The sequence below is a fragment of the Marinomonas sp. BSi20584 genome, from assembly GCF_002792415.1.
In the GTDB taxonomy this organism is placed as follows: Bacteria; Pseudomonadota; Gammaproteobacteria; order Pseudomonadales; family Marinomonadaceae; genus Marinomonas; species Marinomonas polaris.
Window position 1 is genome coordinate 58,233 of record NZ_KZ454885.1, and the last position, 18,522, is coordinate 76,754.

Here is an 18,522-nt window from a genome sequence, read left to right on the forward strand (position 1 = left end):
GGGCGTTTCATTTAATGTTTAAATTTTTATTTAAAATCAGGCCATTTGTCTTGGATCAAAAGGTTTTCCTAGCGCTCTAGGAGCCAGTAATTTCTCTTTAAACTTGTCAGCGCTGATAATAACCATAACAACCACCGTTGCAACATACGGCAACATAGCGAGTAAGTTTGGTGAAATAGACCAGCCCAAACCTTGAAGAACTAAATGCATAATACTGGCCAAACCGAAGAGGTAAGCACCTAACATAATTCGACCAACACGCCATGAAGCGAAAACGACCAGAGCAAGTGCGATCCAGCCTCGTCCCGCCGTCATGTTTTCTACCCACATTGGTGTATACACCAAGGACATATAAGCACCAGAAATACCTGCCATTACACCACCAAACATAACGGCTAAGTAGCGAACCCTTAGCACTTTTATGCCAATGGCGTTGGCTGCATGAGGGTTTTCACCAACTGCTTTAAGTGTTAGTCCAATTCGGGTTTTGTTGACCACAAACATAAGTGCAAAGGTCATTGCAAAAGAGGAATACACCAATATGTCATGACTAAACAAAATCTTGCCAATAAACGGGATGTCAGACAGCAATGGAATGGCGATAGGTTGGAAGCCTTGAATGGTTTGACCAACCACACCTGAGCCAATAAAAGCGCTTAACCCTGTGCCAAATATCGTTAAAGCAAGCCCTGTGGCCACCTGATTTGCACCTAGATGCAGAACGAGCACGGCAAAAATCAAGCTCATTACGCAACCCATTATCATGGCGGCTAGAACGCCTAAACCCGCGCTCCCTGTGCCGTAAGCGGCTAAAAATCCAACCACCGCACCCATTAGCATCATGCCTTCTTGGCCTAGGTTTAACACGCCTGATTTTTCACAAATCACCTCGCCTAAGGCGATGAAAAGCAGTGGAGTACCGGTTTTTACAGCGGCAAACAATATTTGTACAATTAGATCTGAGTCCAAAATAATCTCCTAGTTTGTCGCTTGGTTAGAAAAGGCAAGGCGATTGTTAATGAAAAAATCACAAGCCAATAGAAAGAATAATAAAACGCCTTGAAACATACTGACCACTGCAACGGGAATGCCCATTTCAATTTGAGCTAAGTCTCCGCCCATATAAAGTACCGCCATAAAAACTGCCGCTAGGATAGCGCCAAGAGGATGTAGCCTTCCCAAGTAGGCTACAATAATCGCTGAGTAACCGTACCCTGGTGACACATTGGGTACTAATTGTCCTATTGGCCCTGTTGTTTCACTGACACCGGCTAGCCCTGCTAATGCACCTGCAAATAACATAACAAACCAACTCAATTTTTTACTACTAAACCCTGCGTATCTCGCTGCTGGCTCATCGGAACCAAAGACTCTAATTTGAAAACCAAGATGGGATTTGCTCAAAATGAACCAAGCAATAAAAGCAGACACAATAGCGAAAGCAACACCAAGATGAATTCGACTGCTCTCAAATAGGGTTGGTAATAATGTTGAGTCTGCAAACATCGCAGACTCAGGGAAACCAAAGCCTTGAGGGTCTCTTAAAGGTCCGTGTACAGCCCAAATAAGCAGATACAATGCAATGTAGTTAAACATGATGGTGGTTAAAATTAAGTTTGAGTTAAAACGTAACTTTAAAAAAGTGGGAATGGCTGCCCAAATCATGCCAGAAGCTACGCCGGCTAATAGTGTGATGGGTAGGGCGAAAGCGGATTCTGAATCGATAAAGTAAAGCGCCATTGTAGAGCCACCCAATGCGCCAGCAAGTAATTGCCCTTCCGCACCGATATTCCACATGTTGGCCCGATAACATAGAGATAAACCAACGGCACAAAGTAGTAATGGCCCCATTTTGACGAACATTTCACCAATGTTATAACTGTCCGCTAATGGCGCAATCAGCAACACATGTAAGGCTTGTGAAGGTGATTTACCAATGGCCGAAAAAAGAATGCAGCCGAAAATTAACGTTAATGCGATAGCAAGAAGTGGCGAGGCTACTTTCATTAATGAGCTTGGCTCGGTACGAGCTTGAATGCGGATCATGCCTTGGCCTCTTGAGTGTGAAGCGATGAGTTATTAATAAAAGTTCCCGCCATCCATTGTCCGATTTGGTCTATGTTGGTTGCTTCCGTTCTTACCACTGGAGATAAGTGGCCATCGCAAACTGCAGCCATACGATCTGCTAGTAAAAACAATTCGTCTATATCTTCAGAAATGAGCAAAATGGCAGCACCTTGATCACGAAGCTCCAGTAAGGCTTGGTGAATGGCGAGTGCCGCACCAACGTCTACACCCCAGGTCGGATGTGCACAGATAAGCACTTTAGGGTTTTGTCCTATTTCTCGTCCCATAATGAATTTTTGTAAGTTGCCACCACTTAAGCTTTTGGCTTCTGAGAACTCGCCATGGCATTTGACTTTGTATTTAGCGATGAGTGCTGAGGTGTATTCTTTGATGCTTTGCCATTCCACTAGGCCGTTTTTTACAAAGCCATCGCTGTGAGTTAATAAGGTGTTTTCTGTCAGACTCATATCTGGAACAGCTCCTCGACCTAATCGTTCCTCAGGGACGTAGGCCATGCCAAGCTTACGACGTTCTCCGGCATGTAAATGACCAATGTCTAAGCTGTCGAGTGATAAGCTGTTTTTTACATTACGTTCATCTTCACCGCTGATAATCGCCATTAACTCGTCTTGACCATTACCAGCAACACCAGCAATGCCGAGAATTTCGCCAGACTTTAATTCAAAATTGATGTTCTTTAGAGATGTACCAAAAGGTTGCTTGGCTGGGAGAGATAAATTTTCAACATTAAAAGCGCGTTCAGTGCCTTCTTTTTTTGCGTAACCTGCATCTTGCTCAGCAAGATCGCCAACCATCATTTTGGCGATAGAGGCTGGCGTTTCCTCGTTTGGCACGCAAGTGTCGACCACTTTCCCACCACGCAATATGGTTGCTTTGTGGCAAATTTCCGTCACTTCATGAAGTTTGTGGCTAATAAATAGAATGCTGCAACCTTCTTCTGACAGAGTGCGCAAGACGCCAAACAATCCAGAGACTTCTTGTGGTGTGAGAACGGAGGTAGGTTCATCCAATATAAGCAGTTTTACCGATTGAACTAGGCAGCGCATGATTTCAACACGCTGTCTTTCGCCAATGGACAGTGAATGCACGTATCGGCTTGGATTAACGTTTAAACCATATTCTTCAGAAAGTTGAGTAATTCTTGCTGCTAAATCCCCAATTTTATTTAACTGAGTTTTACTTAAACACAATTCTATATTCTGACTAACTGTCAACGTTTCAAATAAAGAAAAGTGCTGAAACACCATGCCAATACCTAAATCACGGGCAATGGATGGAGATTTAATATTCACTTCTTTACCATCCCAAATGATATCGCCCTTATCTGGGGCGACAACACCATAAATGGTTTTTACCAAGGTGCTTTTTCCAGCGCCATTTTCTCCTAACAGGGCATGAATTTCACCTGGCATCAGCGTTATGCTGATGTTGTCGTTGGCAAGGCAGCCAGGATACTGTTTGGTAATGTTTACAAGCTCAAGGCGTGATACCAAATTGTGTTTTGTCAATGTTCCGGCACCTTATTTCTAGAGGTTGAGTGAGTGGAATTGCTCATTTTCTAATTTTTTTTATCTTTGGTTTTTATGTTAGTTCAAAAAAATAAAACAAAACGCTCTTTTTTGGTGCGGTATTTGCACTTTTTTTGGGCGATAATCATGTCTGTTTTTATAAATTTGACCGACTAGTTAATAAAATCGATTGTCTTGTTGATATATTGGTTTATCTAATCAATATTCATGCCAACGAAGTGTACAGTTGTAATGGCTTACAATACGTAAAATTAAAGTGCGTGTCTTTATTTAGAAGGATTTTCTAGGTGGGGTTTGATGTGTTTAATATTTATACTTAAAGGGGCTTTTCCTTGTTTGAATTGTAGGAAAAGTGATTGATATTCTGTAGAATATTGCGTTTAACTTCAGCTTTATAGAAGCCATGTTTTATGGAAAATATAGCGATTCAAGCTTAATTGCTTTTAATGTGACAATAAGTGTAGGGTACTGTGTTTTCATCGATAAAAAAAATCATAGGTAAACTATTAAATATCGGCTTTGAGGATGAGTTTGGAAATGACCTCAATCAGAAACATGTAGTGAATTTTTCCTACATGATGTTCTGTATAAGCTGTTTGTTCATGCTTATTGTGTTCTCGCTGCGTCAAATGTCCTCGGTTGCTATTTTTTCTTTGGTTGGTTTATTAATCGGTTTGGTTGGTTTACGTTACAGCTATATTGGGCATTTTTCTCGTGCTCAATTATTAATCCCCATTCTTAAAATTTCTCAAATATCCATTCTTAGCTTGTTTTACTTCGGCACTAACAGTGGTTTTCATTGGTTTTTTGTCAGTGTCATTGCTTATTCCTTTGTTGTCTTCAGGGCAGATCAGAACTTAGCTAAGTACTGGATAGTTAGCATTTCTATTGTTTTATTTCTGATGTGTGAGCTTTTGAATACGCGAGGGATTTACCTCACTTCGTTTGATCAAAGTGTGGTTGTTATTTTTGTATTTCTTGCACTCTCGTTCAATTTCGCCATGGTCATTAATCTTGTAATAAACCGACTGAAATCGGTTAATAGTCACTTGCGAACCTTAGCAGAAATGGATGAGCTTACTGGTCTTTCAAATCGAAGAAAGGTCTTGGCGGATGCTGTTAATATTTTTGCAGATTCTGTTATCAATAGAGAGTCATGTGTCTTTGCTATTGTTGATTTAGACCACTTTAAAAAGATCAATGATACTTTTGGGCACGAAGCAGGCGATTTGGTTCTGGCAAAAGTATCAGCCATGATGGCGTCTGTTATAAGACCTCAAGATGAAATAGGTCGTTATGGTGGTGAAGAATTTATTGTCATCATGTCAGACACTTCTTTAAAAGACGCAGAGGTTGTTATGGAGCGGATGAGGCAATCGGTCGAAAATATGCTGATAGAAACCGAGCATGGTATTGTTATTCCAGTTACTGTCAGTATTGGTGTTGCTGCTATTGCACCAAGTGTTTCGCGCTATGAAGAAATATTGGCGCAAGCGGATAAAGGTTTGTATGCGGCTAAGCGTAACGGCCGAAATCGAGTTTCTGTACAATCAGACTATCAAAGTTAGAATATATTTACTTATCTGTATTGACATATGAGTTGTCCACTTTCTCTGTGGATAAACTTGTTGGCTAATCTATTTTTCCTTTATTTTTCGTGATGAGGCTCATTTGCTCCAGATACTATTTCGCTCTGTTGATTATTGGATTGTTGAAAAACCTGCAGGTATGAGTTTTCATGCTGAGTCGGAAGAGCTGGGGGTAATGCAAACCCTGGCGATTTCTTATCCAGATCAAAGTTTTTACCCTGTTCATCGTTTGGATAAAATGACATCGGGTCTTCTGATAGTGGCTTGCCATGCAGTAGCTGCTGCAGAATTTGGAAAGATGTTTGAAAACCATGAGATGGAAAAACGCTATTTGGCCTTGTCTGTAAAAAAGCCAAAAAAGAAACAAGGAACGATCTCGGGTGGTATGGCGCCGAGCCGAAGAGGTCAGTGGAAGCTTACACAAGATAATGAAAATTTAGCAGTTACACAGTTTTTTTCTTCAGCATTTCAAGGGCTTAGGGTTTTTATTGTTAGGCCTTTAACAGGTAAAACGCACCAAATTCGTGTGGCATTAAAGAGTTTAGGGTCGCCTATTTTAGGAGATCTTAGGTACAGCGGAGAAGGAGCTGACAGAGGGTATTTACATGCCTACTCTTTGCAGTTTAATTGGCGGGGTGAGATGAAAAGTTATCTCAGCCTTCCTATATCAGGGGAGCATTTTTCGTCTGAGTTGTCTGATTTTGTCACGACTCAATTTGATGAATCTTTATTAAAATGGCCCGGTAAAAAGTAATTAATATAACTCAGCAGAGTTTTGCTTTGGCTGAGAAGGAATTTGAATGAAAAATGTTTTGGTTTACTGTCGTCAAGGCTTCGAAAAAGATTGTGCGGCGGAATTGTCAGAAGTGGCTAGTAGCAAAGGTTTTTATGGCTACGCTAAGGTTGTTCCTGATGCGGGTTACATTGTGTATAACTTTGATCAGGCGGACGCTGGTGAAACATTGATCCAGCAATTAAATTTTAATCGTCTGATTTTTGCTCGCCAGATTATTGCTGTTAATGATGTGATTGAATTAGAGCAAGGTGGTCGAGTTGAATCCTTGCTTGAAGCGGCTCGTGAGTTGCCATTAGCGGAAGAAATTTGGATTGAAACAGCCGATACAAATGACGCTAAAGCCCTGTCTGGTTTAATAAAGAAACTGGAAAAACCTTTGCGTGAAGGTTGGAAAAGGTCAGGCGTTTTGCGTAACAAGGCGGTAGGTGTTCGCCACCATGTATTTATGCTGGATGGTGAGGCTGCTTATTTGGGTGTGTCTTATGCTGCCTGTCGTAGTGAATTTCCTATGGGTATTCGTCGTTTACGTTTTCCAGCAGCAGGTCCGAGTCGTTCAACGCTTAAGCTGGAAGAGGCTTTTCTTCAATTTGTGCCAGAGCAAACGCTAGAAGCGGATTTGACTGAAGGCATGACGGCAGTTGATCTTGGCGCGGCGCCTGGTGGTTGGACTTATCAATTTGTTAAAAAGGGCATTCATGTTATCGCAATCGATAATGGTCCTATGCAAAAAGAATTGATGTCTACTGGGCTGGTTGAGCATGAAAAGGCCGATGGCTTTAAATACGAGCCGCCTTACACAGTGGACTGGTTAGTTTGTGATATGGTCGAGCGCCCAATAAAGGTCGCAGAATTGATGGCTAAATGGCTGGCGAGCGGTTGGACTAGAAGGGCTATTTTTAACCTGAAGCTACCAATGAAAAAGCGTTATCAAGAAGTAACTTTATGCTTGCAGACCATGGAGGGCTTGCTGAGAAAAGCTGGGGTAAGCTATCAGTATCAAGTTAAGCATCTTTATCATGATAGAGAAGAAGTGACTGTTTGCATTATGGTTAAATAATTTTAAGTTAAATCTGATTTTGAATCACTAAAAAGCCCCATATACAAATTTTGTATATGGGGCTTTTTAGTGATTTGGAGAAACTTAAAACAACAATTAAAGAAGTGATGCTTTCTATTAAATGGAGTCTCTGGAGCCGAAAGCAGAATATCCCATTGCTTCTTCCATAAGAGCATCTCTTTCGTAAATGTCGTTACGGAATTCCAGCATGCCATTAGCATTCGGAACAACGGTGAAATAGACCAAATAAACAGGAATGTAGGTTGGTAAGGTGATAACGGTATTACTTCCTGTTTTTAAGGAGTTATTCATATCATTGAACTGTTTGCTGCCTTTGGTTATTTCTTTGGCAAACTCTGTTGGGTTTTCTAGGCGAACGCAACCAGAACTAAAGGCTCTATCTTCTTCACGAAATAGATGTTTTGCAGGTGTGTCATGCAAATAAATCTCGTTTTTATTAGGGAACATAAACTTGAATTGGCCAAGTGCGTTGCCTTCATCTGGTTCTTGTTCGAAACGAAAAGCCAGCTTGTCTTCACTAATCGCTTTCCAATTGATTTTGGTTGAATCCAGTTCTTTTGCGCCAATGCTCCAACTTGAATACACCTTGTAGCCGTGCTTAACCAGATAATTTGGATCAGCTTGTAGCTTAGGCAATAGGTTCTCTCTGGCTATGCGATGTGGCACGCGCCATGTAGGGTTGGTTACCATGTAAGTCATCAAGCCTTTGAATACAGGTGTTTTTCTATCGGGCTTGCCGATGACGGCTTTCATTGAGGTAAGCTCACCGTTTAGGTACATGTCTACCGTGTAATTTGTTAGGTCAACCCAGACGCGGTTAGCTTCTAGTTCGCTTGGCAACCAGCGCCATCTTTCTAGGTTGTAAACTATTTGTTTTGCGCGTGTTTTTAGTGGCACATTGAGCATTTCAATGGTTTTAGAGCCTGCAGCGCCATCGGCTGTAATGTGATGGCGTTGTTGGAAGCGAATGAGGGCTTCTTTTAGGGGGGCATCGAATTGCTCTTCATTCACCTTACGAGTTGAAAAACGAATATCCCCAAGCTGAACTAGTCTTGCTCTAAGTTGTGCAACTCGTGGACCTTCATCGCCTGCTGATAAGGGGACGCCAGCGTTAACAAAAATATCTTTTTCTTTCGCTGCGAGGTCTTGGTAATACACTAACCATTTTTGCAGGACTTGATATTGTGGGCTGCGAGGAGCTAGTAATGGTAGGGAGTTTACCATGTCTGTTGCTGAATCAAGATACAGTAAGTCTTTCCAATTATTATTGGGTGCATCCAGCTGCCAATTTGGGTCAATTAGCTGCGGCTCGTAGCGACCGTTGCTTAGGTCATGGGCGTAACTGGTTAAAGCGATTGTGCTAATAACGTCCATTTCAGCCAGTTGTTGTGGTGTTGGTTGTTTAAGGGCTAAATATTCTTTAATAGTGCCAGTATGGTAGTGAATTGGATTCAGACCATGAGTATAAGACTGCTCAAGTATGTCGACCAACTTGTATATAGACATGTTTATTTTTTTGTCTTTTATCCAAATTGGGTCGTAACCGCGGTTTTCGTAAGCCTCAAGTACAGTGTGATTAGGCAGGGCCTGGCCAGCTACCGGAGTGAATGCGTTTAGTGTTAATGACACCTGATCTTTCACGCTATTTTTTATTTGAGATTCACTGGGCGGAACGACAACAAACTGTTTGTTTGAGCCAGATGATGAGCAAGCGCTAAGCAACAAGCTGACGCAGAGTAGAGAGAGTAGTTGTTTCGCGGATGTCATTGATATTTCCTTTTTAATGAACTGGTATTTTGGGGGCTAGTTGCATCTTCTAATTGGGATAATATGTTGATGGCTTCTTCTCTACTGTTGCCACAGGCATATTCTTCAGCAGAGAAATCTGCGCATACTTTTGGTCTTGAGGGATCTCCAAATATAGCGCAGCGATAGTCATCTAGCAGTTGTATGCAAGGTTCTCCTGCCGCTTTTCCATTGGGCATTCCTGGGATTGGAGACGTGATGGAGGGTGCTGTGCAACATGCACCACAACCTGACCGACATTGCATAATAAACAACCTTGCTTGAAATAGGTGAGCGTAATCTTTATGTTATTAACTTTGCTGTTTATTTACAAAACAGCAATTTGAGAGTCATTTTAGAGTATCGTAATCGTGGGTCATAGGGGATAATTGAAAAATATAGTCAAAAAAAGCACTGATATCGCTTTTTAGGATAGGATTTTACAAATTATGGTAGAGAAAAAAATATTGGTGGTTGAAGACAGTCCTGTTGTGTTGAAGGTTCTTCATCATCTATTGTCTCAAAACCCTATTTTTACGCCGGTATTGTGTGCCAGTTATAAAGAGGCGGAAGATAAACTAAAAACTTCAAGAGATGCTTTTTTTGCTGCCATTGTCGATCTGAATTTACCAGATGCTGAAAATGGTGAAATTGTTGATCTTGTGTTATCGACAAAAATTCCATGTGTTGTTTTGACGGCAAACTTTGATGATAAGTTGCGACTTAGTCTTTTAAATAAAGGCGTTTTGGATTACATCACCAAAGATAGTCGATATTCGTTTAACCATGTTATTAAAGTGATTGAACGTTTAAATAGGAACCAAGGTATCAAGGTTTTGGTGGCGGAAGATTCCTCAACGAGTCGCTTGTTTATTCGGATTTTACTTGAACAATATCGCTTTAACGTTATAGAAGCTGAAAATGGTCAAGAAGCTTTAGCTAAGTTGGAGGAAGACTCGGAAATTAGGATGCTGATTACTGATCATAATATGCCTTTGGTAAGTGGTTATGATTTAGTGCGCATGCTTAGGTTTAATTCCCGTTTTCAGGATTTGGTAATTATAGGTTTGTCGGCAGAAGGGGATAATGCTTTGTCGGCGAAATTTATTAAGGCTGGCGCTAACGATTTTCTGAAAAAGCCGTTTTACCATGAAGAGTTTCATTGTCGCGTAGTTCATAGCTTGGAAGCGCAAGAAATGCTTGAGACTATTCGCGATCTAGCAAATGTTGACCCGCTAACTAAGCTTAAAAATAGGCGTTACTTATTTGATAAAGGTGAGCAGCTGCTTCGCCATAATCCATCTGGTGTTGTGTTGGCTATATTGAATCTCGATCATTTTAAGAGTGTAAATGATATATATGGTCATATTGTTGGTGATAGCTTGTTGGAAGTCATAGGGCGAGAAATTCAGAACGCCTTTCAAAATATGCTGGTGTGTCGTTTTGGTGGTGATGAGTTTTGTATTATTGCTAAATTGGATGGGCAAAATCTAATTAATAGGCTAAATGCTTTTTTAAAGTTTCTTCACCAGAAAGAATTTACAGAAGCTAAAATATCGTTAACGTGTAGTGCAGGAATATGCTGCCAACCTATGAATTCGCTTGAAGAGTTGATTCGAAAGGCTGATAGTAATTTGCAAGAGGCAAAGCTATTGGGTCGAGATAGGATGGTTACTGATCTATAATGTTCTTATTCTTAATAAAAAAATCCCGCAGCAAAGTGCGGGATTTTTTGGTTTCTGGTTAAAGTGCTATATCTAATCGATTAGCCTTTCAGCATTTTTACCAGGATTGGATTGACTAAGCCTGGGTTGGCTTTACCTTGTGATGCTTTCATTACTTGCCCAACAAAGAAGCCTATCATTTTCTTCTGCTTATCTTCGTCTGCGGCCCGGTATTGTTCAACCTGAGCTGCGTTAGCATCCAAGATAGTCTGGATCATAGTTTCAATCGCACCGGTATCTGTTACTTGTTTCAGGCCTTTTGCTTCGATAATTTTATCTGCTGAACCTTCGCCATCCCACATTGCTTGGAAAACATCTTTCGCTGTTTTGCCATTGATGGTGTCGTCTTTGATTCGAACCAATAATTCACCAAATGCCTGAGCACTAACTGGAGAGTTTTCTATGTCTAGCTGATCTTGGTTTAGAAGCTTGCTTAGCTCACCCATTACCCAGTTTGCAGTCAACTTTGCATCGCTAACGACAGTATTAGCTGTTTCAAAATAGTCTGCCATGGCACGAGAAGACGACAGTACGTTTGCGTCATATTCGCTTAGCATATGCTCGCTTTGGAAACGCGCTGCTTTTTGGCTTGGTAGCTCAGGTAAGGTTGCCTTGATACCGTCAACATATTCTTGTGTTAACACAATAGGAAGTAGGTCTGGGCATGGGAAGTAGCGATAGTCGTTTGCGTCTTCTTTAGAACGCATGCTGCGAGTTTCGTTCTTCTCTGGATCGTAAAGGCGAGTTTCCTGAATGATGCGTCCACCGTCTTCTAAAATGTCTGCTTGACGCTCGATCTCCGTGTAGATTGCTTTTTCGATAAAGCGGAACGAGTTGACGTTTTTGATTTCGGTGCGTGTACCGTATTCTTTTTGGCCTTTAGGGCGCAGTGACAAGTTGATGTCACAACGCATTGAGCCTTCTGCCATGTTGCCATCGCAAATGCCAAGGTAAGTCACAATAGAGTGAATCATCTTTACGTAAGCTACGGCTTCTTTTGCAGAGCGAATGTCTGGCTCAGACACAATTTCTAGCAATGGTGTGCTGGAGCGGTTTAAATCTATGCCTGTCATGCCTTGGAAATCTTCATGCAAAGATTTGCCGGCGTCTTCTTCAAGGTGGGCGCGAGTGATGCCAACACGAGAAGTGGTGCCGTCTTCTAGCATTACGTCTAGGTAGCCTTTACCAACAATAGGATGATCCATTTGGCTGGTTTGGTAGCCTTTTGGAAGATCTGGATAAAAGTAGTTTTTGCGAGCAAAAATCGATGTCATGCCAATTTCAGCATTGATAGCGTGGCCAAACATCACGGCCATGCGCAAGGCTTCCTTGTTGAAAACAGGTAATGCGCCAGGCATTCCTAAATCGACAAGTGTGGTTTGAGTGTTTGGCTCAGCACCAAAGCCAACCGCTGCGCCAGAAAACAATTTTGATTTTGTAGAGAGCTGAGTATGAATCTCAAGGCCAATAACAACTTCCCAATTCATGCTTATGCTCCTTTTGCCATAGTTGGTGTTTGTAAATGCCAATCAGTGTGTTGTTGATACTGATGCGCTATGTTTAATAGCTTGGCTTCGGCAAAATAGTTACCCATTACTTGAAGTCCGACAGGCATGCCATCAGCAAAGCCTGCAGGAACAGACATGGCAGGGATGCCAGCAAGGTTAACGGATAAGGTGTAGATGTCTTCTAGATACATAGCGACAGGATCGCTGGTTTTGCTGCCAAGACTAAACGCGGTGGTTGGTGCAACAGGGCCCATGATGACATCCACTTCTTCAAATGCTTTGACAAAGTCTTCTTTAATAAGGCGACGAATTTTTTGTGCTTTCAAGTAATAAGCGTCGTAGTAGCCTTCTGATAATGCGTAAGTACCAACCATGATGCGCTTTTGTACTTCTGTACCGAAGCCTTCAGCGCGAGAGCGCGTGTACATATCGAGCAAATCTTTTGGGTCGTCACAGCGATGGCCAAATCGAACACCGTCAAAGCGGGATAAATTTGAAGAGGCTTCAGAAGGTGCAATGACATAGTAAGATGGAATGCTAAGCTGTAGATTTGGTAGTGAAATCTCTTTTACTGTCGCGCCTAGTTTTTCAAACTCTTTGACGGCCGCCATAATGACGTCAGCAACCTTAGAGTCTAGTCCTTCACCGAAGTATTCTTTTGGAAGACCGATTTTCAAGCCAGTCAACGGGGTATTCAAATTCGCTACATAATCATCGACTTGTTGATCGGCAGATGTAGAGTCTTTTTCGTCAAATCCTGCCATAGCTTGCATTAAATGTGCGCAATTTTCGGCGCTTTTTGCCATTGGGCCGCCTTGGTCGAGGCTTGATGCGTACGCAATCATACCAAAACGAGAAACACGACCGTAAGTCGGTTTAAGGCCTGTGATACCACAGAAAGAAGCTGGTTGGCGAATTGATCCGCCAGTGTCGGTACCTGTTGCGGCAACAGCCAATCCCGCGGCAATAGCTGCAGCTGAGCCGCCAGATGACCCACCAGGAACCATGTCTAAGTTCCAAGGGTTTTTCACCGCACCGTAAAAGCTGTTTTCGTTAGAAGAGCCCATAGCGAACTCATCCATGTTGGTTTTACCCAACATGACGGCGCCAGCTTGTTGAATGCGGCTGGTGACAGTGGATTCATAAGGTGGAATGAAGTTATGCAGCATCTTGGAGCCGCAAGTTGTTAACGTGTCTTCCGTACAGAATAGATCTTTATGGGCAACAGGGATGCCTGTCAAACTGGTGCCTTTTCCGCTTTGAAGAAGTATGTCGGCCGCTGCTGCTTGTTCTAAGGCGCGTTGTTCGCTGACGGTGATGAAACTATTTAGTTGTGGGTCAAGTTTGGCTATACGCGCTAAGAAAAGGCGGGTTAGCTCAACACTGGAAATATCTTTGTTGCGTAATTTTTGTGCTAATGTCGAGATGCTTTGTTCGAACATGCTTGTCTCTCTTAATCGATCACTTTTGGTACAAGGAAAAGGCCGGCTTCAGTCTGCGGTGCGTTCGCTAGGAATGCGTCACGGCGGTTTTCTTCGGTGACTATGTCCTCTCTCAATCTTTGGGTCATTTCAAGCGGATTGGAAAGTGGTTCAACGCCATCGGTATTAACAGATTGCATTTGTTCAACAAGTGATAAAACGCTAGAAAGCGATTGCTGGTATTGATCGGCATCAGCCTCAGTAAGAGCGAGGCGTGCCAAGTGTGCAATTTTTTGCACGTCTTGTTTGTCTATGGACATGTTCCACCTGATATTTTGATTATCGTAAATGGCCGCCATTGTATCTCTTAGTTGTATTGCTATAAAGCGAAGAGGGGGAAAAACAGGGCTTATTTTTTATTTATTAAATTTTTTTTAGTAAACAATGAAATACATAGGAACTTTTTTAAGTTTTACACTGAATCAACTTGCCCATTGGCCCCGTGGTTGTTACATTTTGACGCTGTTCGTATCGTATTATCAGGGTGTAAGAATTCATGTTTAAGAAAATCAGGGGAATGTTTTCAAGCGATTTGTCCATTGACTTAGGAACGGCAAATACCCTTATTTACGTTCGTGGCCGTGGGATTGTGCTTGATGAGCCATCAGTAGTTGCCATTCGTCATAATGGAAATCAGAAAACAGTAGCATCAGTTGGTACCGATGCGAAGCGTATGCTAGGCCGTACTCCAGGTAACATTACGGCTATTCGCCCGATGAAAGATGGCGTTATCGCTGATTTTCATGTCACAGAAAAAATGTTGCAGTATTTTATTTCCAAAGTTCACGAAAATAGTTTTTTGAAACCAAGCCCGCGTGTTTTGGTTTGTGTACCTTGCAAATCTACACAGGTTGAGCGTCGAGCCATCAAAGAATCTGCGTTGGGCGCAGGCGCTCGTGAAGTTTATATTATTGAAGAACCAATGGCTGCGGCGATTGGTGCTGGCCTTCCTGTTGCGGAAGCATCAGGTTCTATGGTGATTGATATCGGTGGTGGTACTACTGAAATCGCTATTATTTCCTTGAATGGCATCGTGACATCTGAATCCATTCGTGTTGGTGGTGATCGCTTTGATGAAGCAATTACAACTTATGTTCGTCGTCAATATGGCAGTTTGATTGGTGATGCAACTGCAGAACGAATCAAGACTGAAATCGGTATGGCTTACCACACTGGTGAAGAGTTACAGATCGATGTTCGTGGTCGTAACTTGGCCGAAGGGATTCCACGCTCTTTTGTTTTGAGCAGTACTGAAATTCTAGAAGCACTACAAGAACCTTTGGCGCAAATTGTTCAGGCTATTAAAGGTGTTCTTGAGCAGTCTCCACCAGAATTGGCTGCAGATATCGGTGAAACTGGTTTGGTGTTAACTGGCGGTGGTGCGTTGTTACGTGAAATCGACCGTTTAATCAGCGAAGAAACTGGCTTGCCAGTTATTATTGCTGATGATCCACTAACTTGTGTTGCTCGTGGTGGCGGTATGGCCCTAGAGTTAATGGATAAGCACGCATCTGAGCTTTTTACTGCAGACAATGAGTAAAAGTTAGGAGCGCACCATTAAAAATTCGCTTCAGTATAGTGGCAAGGTGTCTAGCACTCGTTTTGTTGTGCTGGTTATTTTGTCTATGGCGATGATCATTGCAGATGTTCGTTACTCTGTTTTCTCACAAGCAAGGCCTTATTTGACCTTGCTTGTGACTCCTATCCAGGTTGTGGTGAATACGCCTCAGAAAATGCTTAATTGGGCTGGTGAGCATCTTGCAAGTAGAGAAGGATTGGTAAAAGAGAATCAATCCCTGCAATCAGAAATTTTGTTACTGCGCAGTCGCCAGCAGCGTCTCGATTCCCTCCAAGCAGAAAACGTTCGTTTGCGCGAGTTGCTAGATGCTTCTCAACGTGTAGATGAAAAGATTGTTATGGCGGAAGTTATTGGTTTTGATCAGAATGCGTACAGCCATAAATTAATGATAGATAAAGGCTTTTCCTCTGGTGCCTACGTTGGTCAGCCTGTTTTAGACGCAACTGGTGTATTGGGACAGGTTGTAGAAACAGCGGCATACAGTAGTCGAGTATTATTGATTGCCGATGCGAGCCATTTTGTTCCTGTACAGCTTACTAGAACAGGGTTTAGAGGCATTTTGAGAGGCACAGGAAGCTTGAAACGTTTAGAGCTAATGAGTGTTCCTCGATCTGTTGATATAAAGAAGGGCGATATTTTAACCACTTCAGGGTTAGATAAACGTTTTCCGAGTGGCTACCCTGTAGGTGTGGTTAGAAGTGTTAAGTACACGCAAGGTAAGGCTTATGCAGATGTTGACGTCGTTCCTTTAGCTCAGTTGGGACGTAGCCGTCATGTCATGCTCATTGAAAAGCCGAAGGCAGGGCGATAATGAAACCGATTTTTGTTTTTTGTATTACTCTGTTGACGGCTTTAATGCTTGAAGCTATGCCTTTTCCTGAAGAGCTTGTTTGGTTCCGCCCTGAATGGGCATTGCTGGTTATTCTTTATTGGGTTATTGCTTTGCCATTCCGCGTAGGTGTTGGCTTGGCTTGGTTTCTGGGTTTAATGGTCGATTTATTGCAGGGCGGCATAATAGGTCAACACTCGTTGACGTATGTCATTATTGCCTATACATGCGCTGTGTTTTACAAGCGATTGCGAATGTATCATCGTTGGCAACAGGGCTTTTTTATCTGCTTGCTAGTCAGTATTAATCAGCTTGTTGATTTCTGGATCGATCACTATCTTGGTCATGCTGAGCCGACCTTAATGATCTTTATGCCTGCGGTTATTACTGGGCTATTGTGGCCTTGGTCATTTATTATTTTGCGTAGCGTACGGCGCATTTATGCTATCCGTTAGGCCGTTTTTAGGGAAAGTTTATGCTTGTTTTGGCTTCAGCTTCGCCAAGAAGAAAAGAGCTACTTAGCCTCTTGGTGAAAGAGTTTGAGGTTTTGCCTGCCGATATAGATGAAACTCCAAATCATCAAGAAAAGGCTGAAGAATATGTTGTGCGTATGGCGATTGAAAAAGCGAAAGCGGCATCATTGACATATCAGCAGCAAGCAGACGTTAACACGTCAGCTATTTTTATAGCCTCAGACACAAGTGTTGTGGTTGATGGTTGTATCTTAGGTAAACCCGCGTCTCTTGAAGACTCCAGATCGATGTTAAGGCTGCTTTCCGGCCGCTCTCACCAAGTTATTACCTCTCTTTGTCTTTGTAATTTAGAACATGAGCATGTCGCAACAAAATGTGTTACCAGCGACGTGCTTTTTCGTGAAATCTCAGATGTTGAAATAGATCAATATTGGAAAACTAACGAACCTAAAGATAAAGCTGGCTCTTATGGCATCCAAGGGCTAGGGTCAGTGTTTGTTCGCTCTATTTCAGGATCTTACTCTGCAGTCGTTGGGCTACCACTTTATGAAACGGCGCAATTATTAACCCAATTTGGAATTCATTCACTAGAGGAAATGTCTCATGAGTGAAGATGTACTCATTAATGTTACTCCTATGGAGATTCGGGTTGCTCTAGTTGAAAACGGTGTATTGCAAGAAGTTTACATTGAGCGCTCAAGTCGTAAAGGAATTGTCGGTAATATTTATCAAGGTAAGGTGGTTCGTGTCCTACCTGGTATGCAGGCAGCTTTTGTAGACATTGGTCTTGAAAGAGCGGCGTTTATCCATGTATCAGAAGTCGTAAATCGTGATGCTGTTAACCCAAGTGATCAGATAGGTGATTATTTGCGTGAAGGGCAATCGCTTGTGGTTCAAGTGACAAAAGACCCTATTAGTTCTAAGGGGGCGCGTTTAACCACTCATCTGTCTATCCCTTCTCGTTACCTAGTTTATATGCCAGATCAAGCGCATGTCGGTGTAAGCCAAAGAATAGAAGACGAAGTTGAGCGCGAACGTCTTAAGTCACTAGTATCAGAAGCTCTAACGGATGCTGATGAAAACAGTGGCTATATATTGCGAACCGCTGCCGAACGAGCCGGCGAAGAAGAGATTCTTGCTGATATCAAATTTCTAACACGATTATGGCAGTCTGTTAAACGCCGCATGCAAAATGCAAAAGCGCCTTCTATTATTTATGAAGATCTACCTCTGCATTTGCGTACTATGCGAGATTTGGTGGGATTAACAACGGAAAAAATCCGCATAGATTCTAAAGAAAACTACGCCAAGCTTCGGGCATTTGCCGAAGACTTTATACCTGAGTTGAGAGATCGTATTGAGTACTATCCAGGTGAACGGCCGATTTTCGATTTATACAGTGTAGAAGATGAAATTCATAAAGCGTTAGACCGTAAAGTACAGTTGAAATCAGGTGGTTATTTGTTGGTTGAGCAAACCGAATCAATGACCACTATAGATGTGAATACCGGTGCTTTTGTGGGTAGTCGTAATCTTGAAGAGACTATCTACAAAACCAATCTTGAAGCTGCGACAGCAATAGGGCGACAGCTCAGATTAAGAAACCTTGGTGGCATTATCATCATCGACTTTATTGATATGGAAGATGAAGAACATAAACGTCAAGTGCTGCGTATGCTCGAAAAAATATTAGACGCGGATCATGCCAAAACCAAAATCACTGGTGTCTCGGAACTTGGTTTAGTAGAAATGACAAGGAAAAGAACTCGCGAGAGTCTTGGTCAGACTTTGTGTGAGCCTTGTCGGTCTTGTCGTGGCAGTGGTTTGGTAAAAACGCCTGAAACCGTTTGTTATGAAGTATTTCGTGAAATTTTAAGAGCAGATCGTGCTTATAATTCTCAAACCTATACCGTTTTGGCGGCAAGTACAGTAGTTGAACGTTTCCTTGACGAGGAAAGTGCTGCCGTTGCTGAATTGGAAGCTTTTATTGGTAAGACGATTCGTTTTCAAGTGGACTCTGTCTACACGCAAGATCAATATGATGTTGTTTTGCGCTAGCAAAA

Annotated in this window: 17 protein-coding genes; 9 read left to right on the forward strand and 8 right to left on the reverse strand. The window is 42.2% G+C overall.

Annotation, left to right across the window (positions count from 1 at the left end; genetic code table 11):
• Positions 1-36: 36 nt before the first annotated feature.
• Genes TY87_RS15600 through TY87_RS15610 form a run of 3 tightly spaced genes read right to left on the reverse strand, consistent with a single transcriptional unit; the run spans position 37 to position 3,596 of the window.
• Positions 37-969 (reverse strand): ABC transporter permease, encoded by a 933-nt coding sequence (locus TY87_RS15600; protein WP_100187777.1) that lies wholly within the window; start codon positions 967-969, stop codon positions 37-39.
• Between the two features lie 9 nt (positions 970-978).
• Positions 979-2,046, reverse strand: coding sequence for an ABC transporter permease (locus TY87_RS15605; RefSeq protein WP_100187778.1), 1,068 nt, complete (start codon positions 2,044-2,046; stop codon positions 979-981).
• Complete coding sequence (locus TY87_RS15610) at positions 2,043-3,596, reverse strand: ABC transporter ATP-binding protein (RefSeq protein ID WP_100187779.1); 1,554 nt, start codon at positions 3,594-3,596, stop codon at positions 2,043-2,045. The genes TY87_RS15605 and TY87_RS15610 overlap by 4 nt, the downstream gene beginning before the upstream one ends.
• A gap of 623 nt (positions 3,597-4,219) precedes the next feature.
• Here TY87_RS15610 and TY87_RS15615 point away from each other — a divergent pair.
• From TY87_RS15615 to rlmM, 3 genes are all read left to right on the forward strand, one after another.
• A complete protein-coding gene (locus TY87_RS15615) occupies positions 4,220-5,185 on the forward strand; it encodes a GGDEF domain-containing protein (protein WP_232617154.1) in 966 nt (321 codons plus the stop codon).
• A gap of 103 nt (positions 5,186-5,288) precedes the next feature.
• A complete protein-coding gene (locus tag TY87_RS15620; protein WP_100187781.1) occupies positions 5,289-5,960 on the forward strand; it encodes a TIGR01621 family pseudouridine synthase in 672 nt (223 codons plus the stop codon).
• Between the two features lie 46 nt (positions 5,961-6,006).
• Positions 6,007-7,059, forward strand: a complete 1,053-nt coding sequence (rlmM, locus tag TY87_RS15625; RefSeq protein ID WP_100187782.1) for a 23S rRNA (cytidine(2498)-2'-O)-methyltransferase RlmM — start codon at positions 6,007-6,009, stop codon at positions 7,057-7,059.
• A 117-nt stretch (positions 7,060-7,176) separates the two neighbouring features.
• Here rlmM and TY87_RS15630 read toward each other — a convergent pair whose 3' ends face one another.
• A complete protein-coding gene (locus TY87_RS15630; protein ID WP_100187783.1) occupies positions 7,177-8,847 on the reverse strand; it encodes a L,D-transpeptidase family protein in 1,671 nt (556 codons plus the stop codon).
• Positions 8,844-9,131 carry a YkgJ family cysteine cluster protein gene (locus tag TY87_RS15635; RefSeq protein WP_100187784.1) on the reverse strand — a complete coding sequence of 96 codons (288 nt, stop codon included), beginning with the start codon at positions 9,129-9,131 and terminating at the stop codon, positions 8,844-8,846. The genes TY87_RS15630 and TY87_RS15635 overlap by 4 nt, the downstream gene beginning before the upstream one ends.
• A gap of 183 nt (positions 9,132-9,314) precedes the next feature.
• On the opposite strand from TY87_RS15635, the gene TY87_RS15640 reads away from it, so the two are divergent.
• On the forward strand, positions 9,315-10,550 hold the full coding sequence (locus TY87_RS15640; RefSeq protein ID WP_100187785.1) for a GGDEF domain-containing response regulator: 1,236 nt from the start codon (positions 9,315-9,317) through the stop codon (positions 10,548-10,550).
• Positions 10,551-10,630: 80 nt separating this feature from the next.
• Here the strand turns inward: TY87_RS15640 and gatB are convergent, their stop codons facing one another.
• Genes gatB through gatC form a run of 3 tightly spaced genes read right to left on the reverse strand, consistent with a single transcriptional unit; the run spans position 10,631 to position 13,838 of the window.
• Positions 10,631-12,076, reverse strand: a complete 1,446-nt coding sequence (gene gatB / locus TY87_RS15645; RefSeq protein WP_100187786.1) for an Asp-tRNA(Asn)/Glu-tRNA(Gln) amidotransferase subunit GatB — start codon at positions 12,074-12,076, stop codon at positions 10,631-10,633.
• 2 nt (positions 12,077-12,078) lie between these two features.
• On the reverse strand, positions 12,079-13,539 hold the full coding sequence (gene gatA, locus TY87_RS15650) for an Asp-tRNA(Asn)/Glu-tRNA(Gln) amidotransferase subunit GatA (RefSeq protein ID WP_100187787.1): 1,461 nt from the start codon (positions 13,537-13,539) through the stop codon (positions 12,079-12,081).
• Between the two features lie 11 nt (positions 13,540-13,550).
• On the reverse strand, positions 13,551-13,838 hold the full coding sequence (gatC, locus tag TY87_RS15655; RefSeq protein ID WP_072840935.1) for an Asp-tRNA(Asn)/Glu-tRNA(Gln) amidotransferase subunit GatC: 288 nt from the start codon (positions 13,836-13,838) through the stop codon (positions 13,551-13,553).
• Between the two features lie 236 nt (positions 13,839-14,074).
• Here gatC and TY87_RS15660 point away from each other — a divergent pair, with 236 nt between their 5' ends.
• The 5 genes from TY87_RS15660 to rng are packed head-to-tail and all read left to right on the forward strand — an operon-like array spanning position 14,075 to position 18,517.
• Entirely contained in the window at positions 14,075-15,118 is a 1,044-nt protein-coding gene (locus TY87_RS15660; protein ID WP_012069640.1) for a rod shape-determining protein, read from the forward strand.
• A gap of 46 nt (positions 15,119-15,164) precedes the next feature.
• Complete coding sequence (mreC, locus tag TY87_RS15665; RefSeq protein WP_072840921.1) at positions 15,165-15,968, forward strand: rod shape-determining protein MreC; 804 nt, start codon at positions 15,165-15,167, stop codon at positions 15,966-15,968.
• Positions 15,968-16,441 carry a rod shape-determining protein MreD gene (gene mreD / locus TY87_RS15670; protein WP_072840922.1) on the forward strand — a complete coding sequence of 158 codons (474 nt, stop codon included), beginning with the start codon at positions 15,968-15,970 and terminating at the stop codon, positions 16,439-16,441. The genes mreC and mreD overlap by 1 nt, the downstream gene beginning before the upstream one ends.
• Positions 16,442-16,461: 20 nt before the next feature.
• Positions 16,462-17,070, forward strand: coding sequence for a Maf family protein (locus tag TY87_RS15675; protein WP_100187788.1), 609 nt, complete (start codon positions 16,462-16,464; stop codon positions 17,068-17,070).
• Complete coding sequence (gene rng / locus TY87_RS15680) at positions 17,063-18,517, forward strand: ribonuclease G (protein ID WP_072840924.1); 1,455 nt, start codon at positions 17,063-17,065, stop codon at positions 18,515-18,517. Before TY87_RS15675 ends, rng begins: the two co-directional genes overlap by 8 nt.
• Positions 18,518-18,522: the final 5 nt, after the last annotated feature.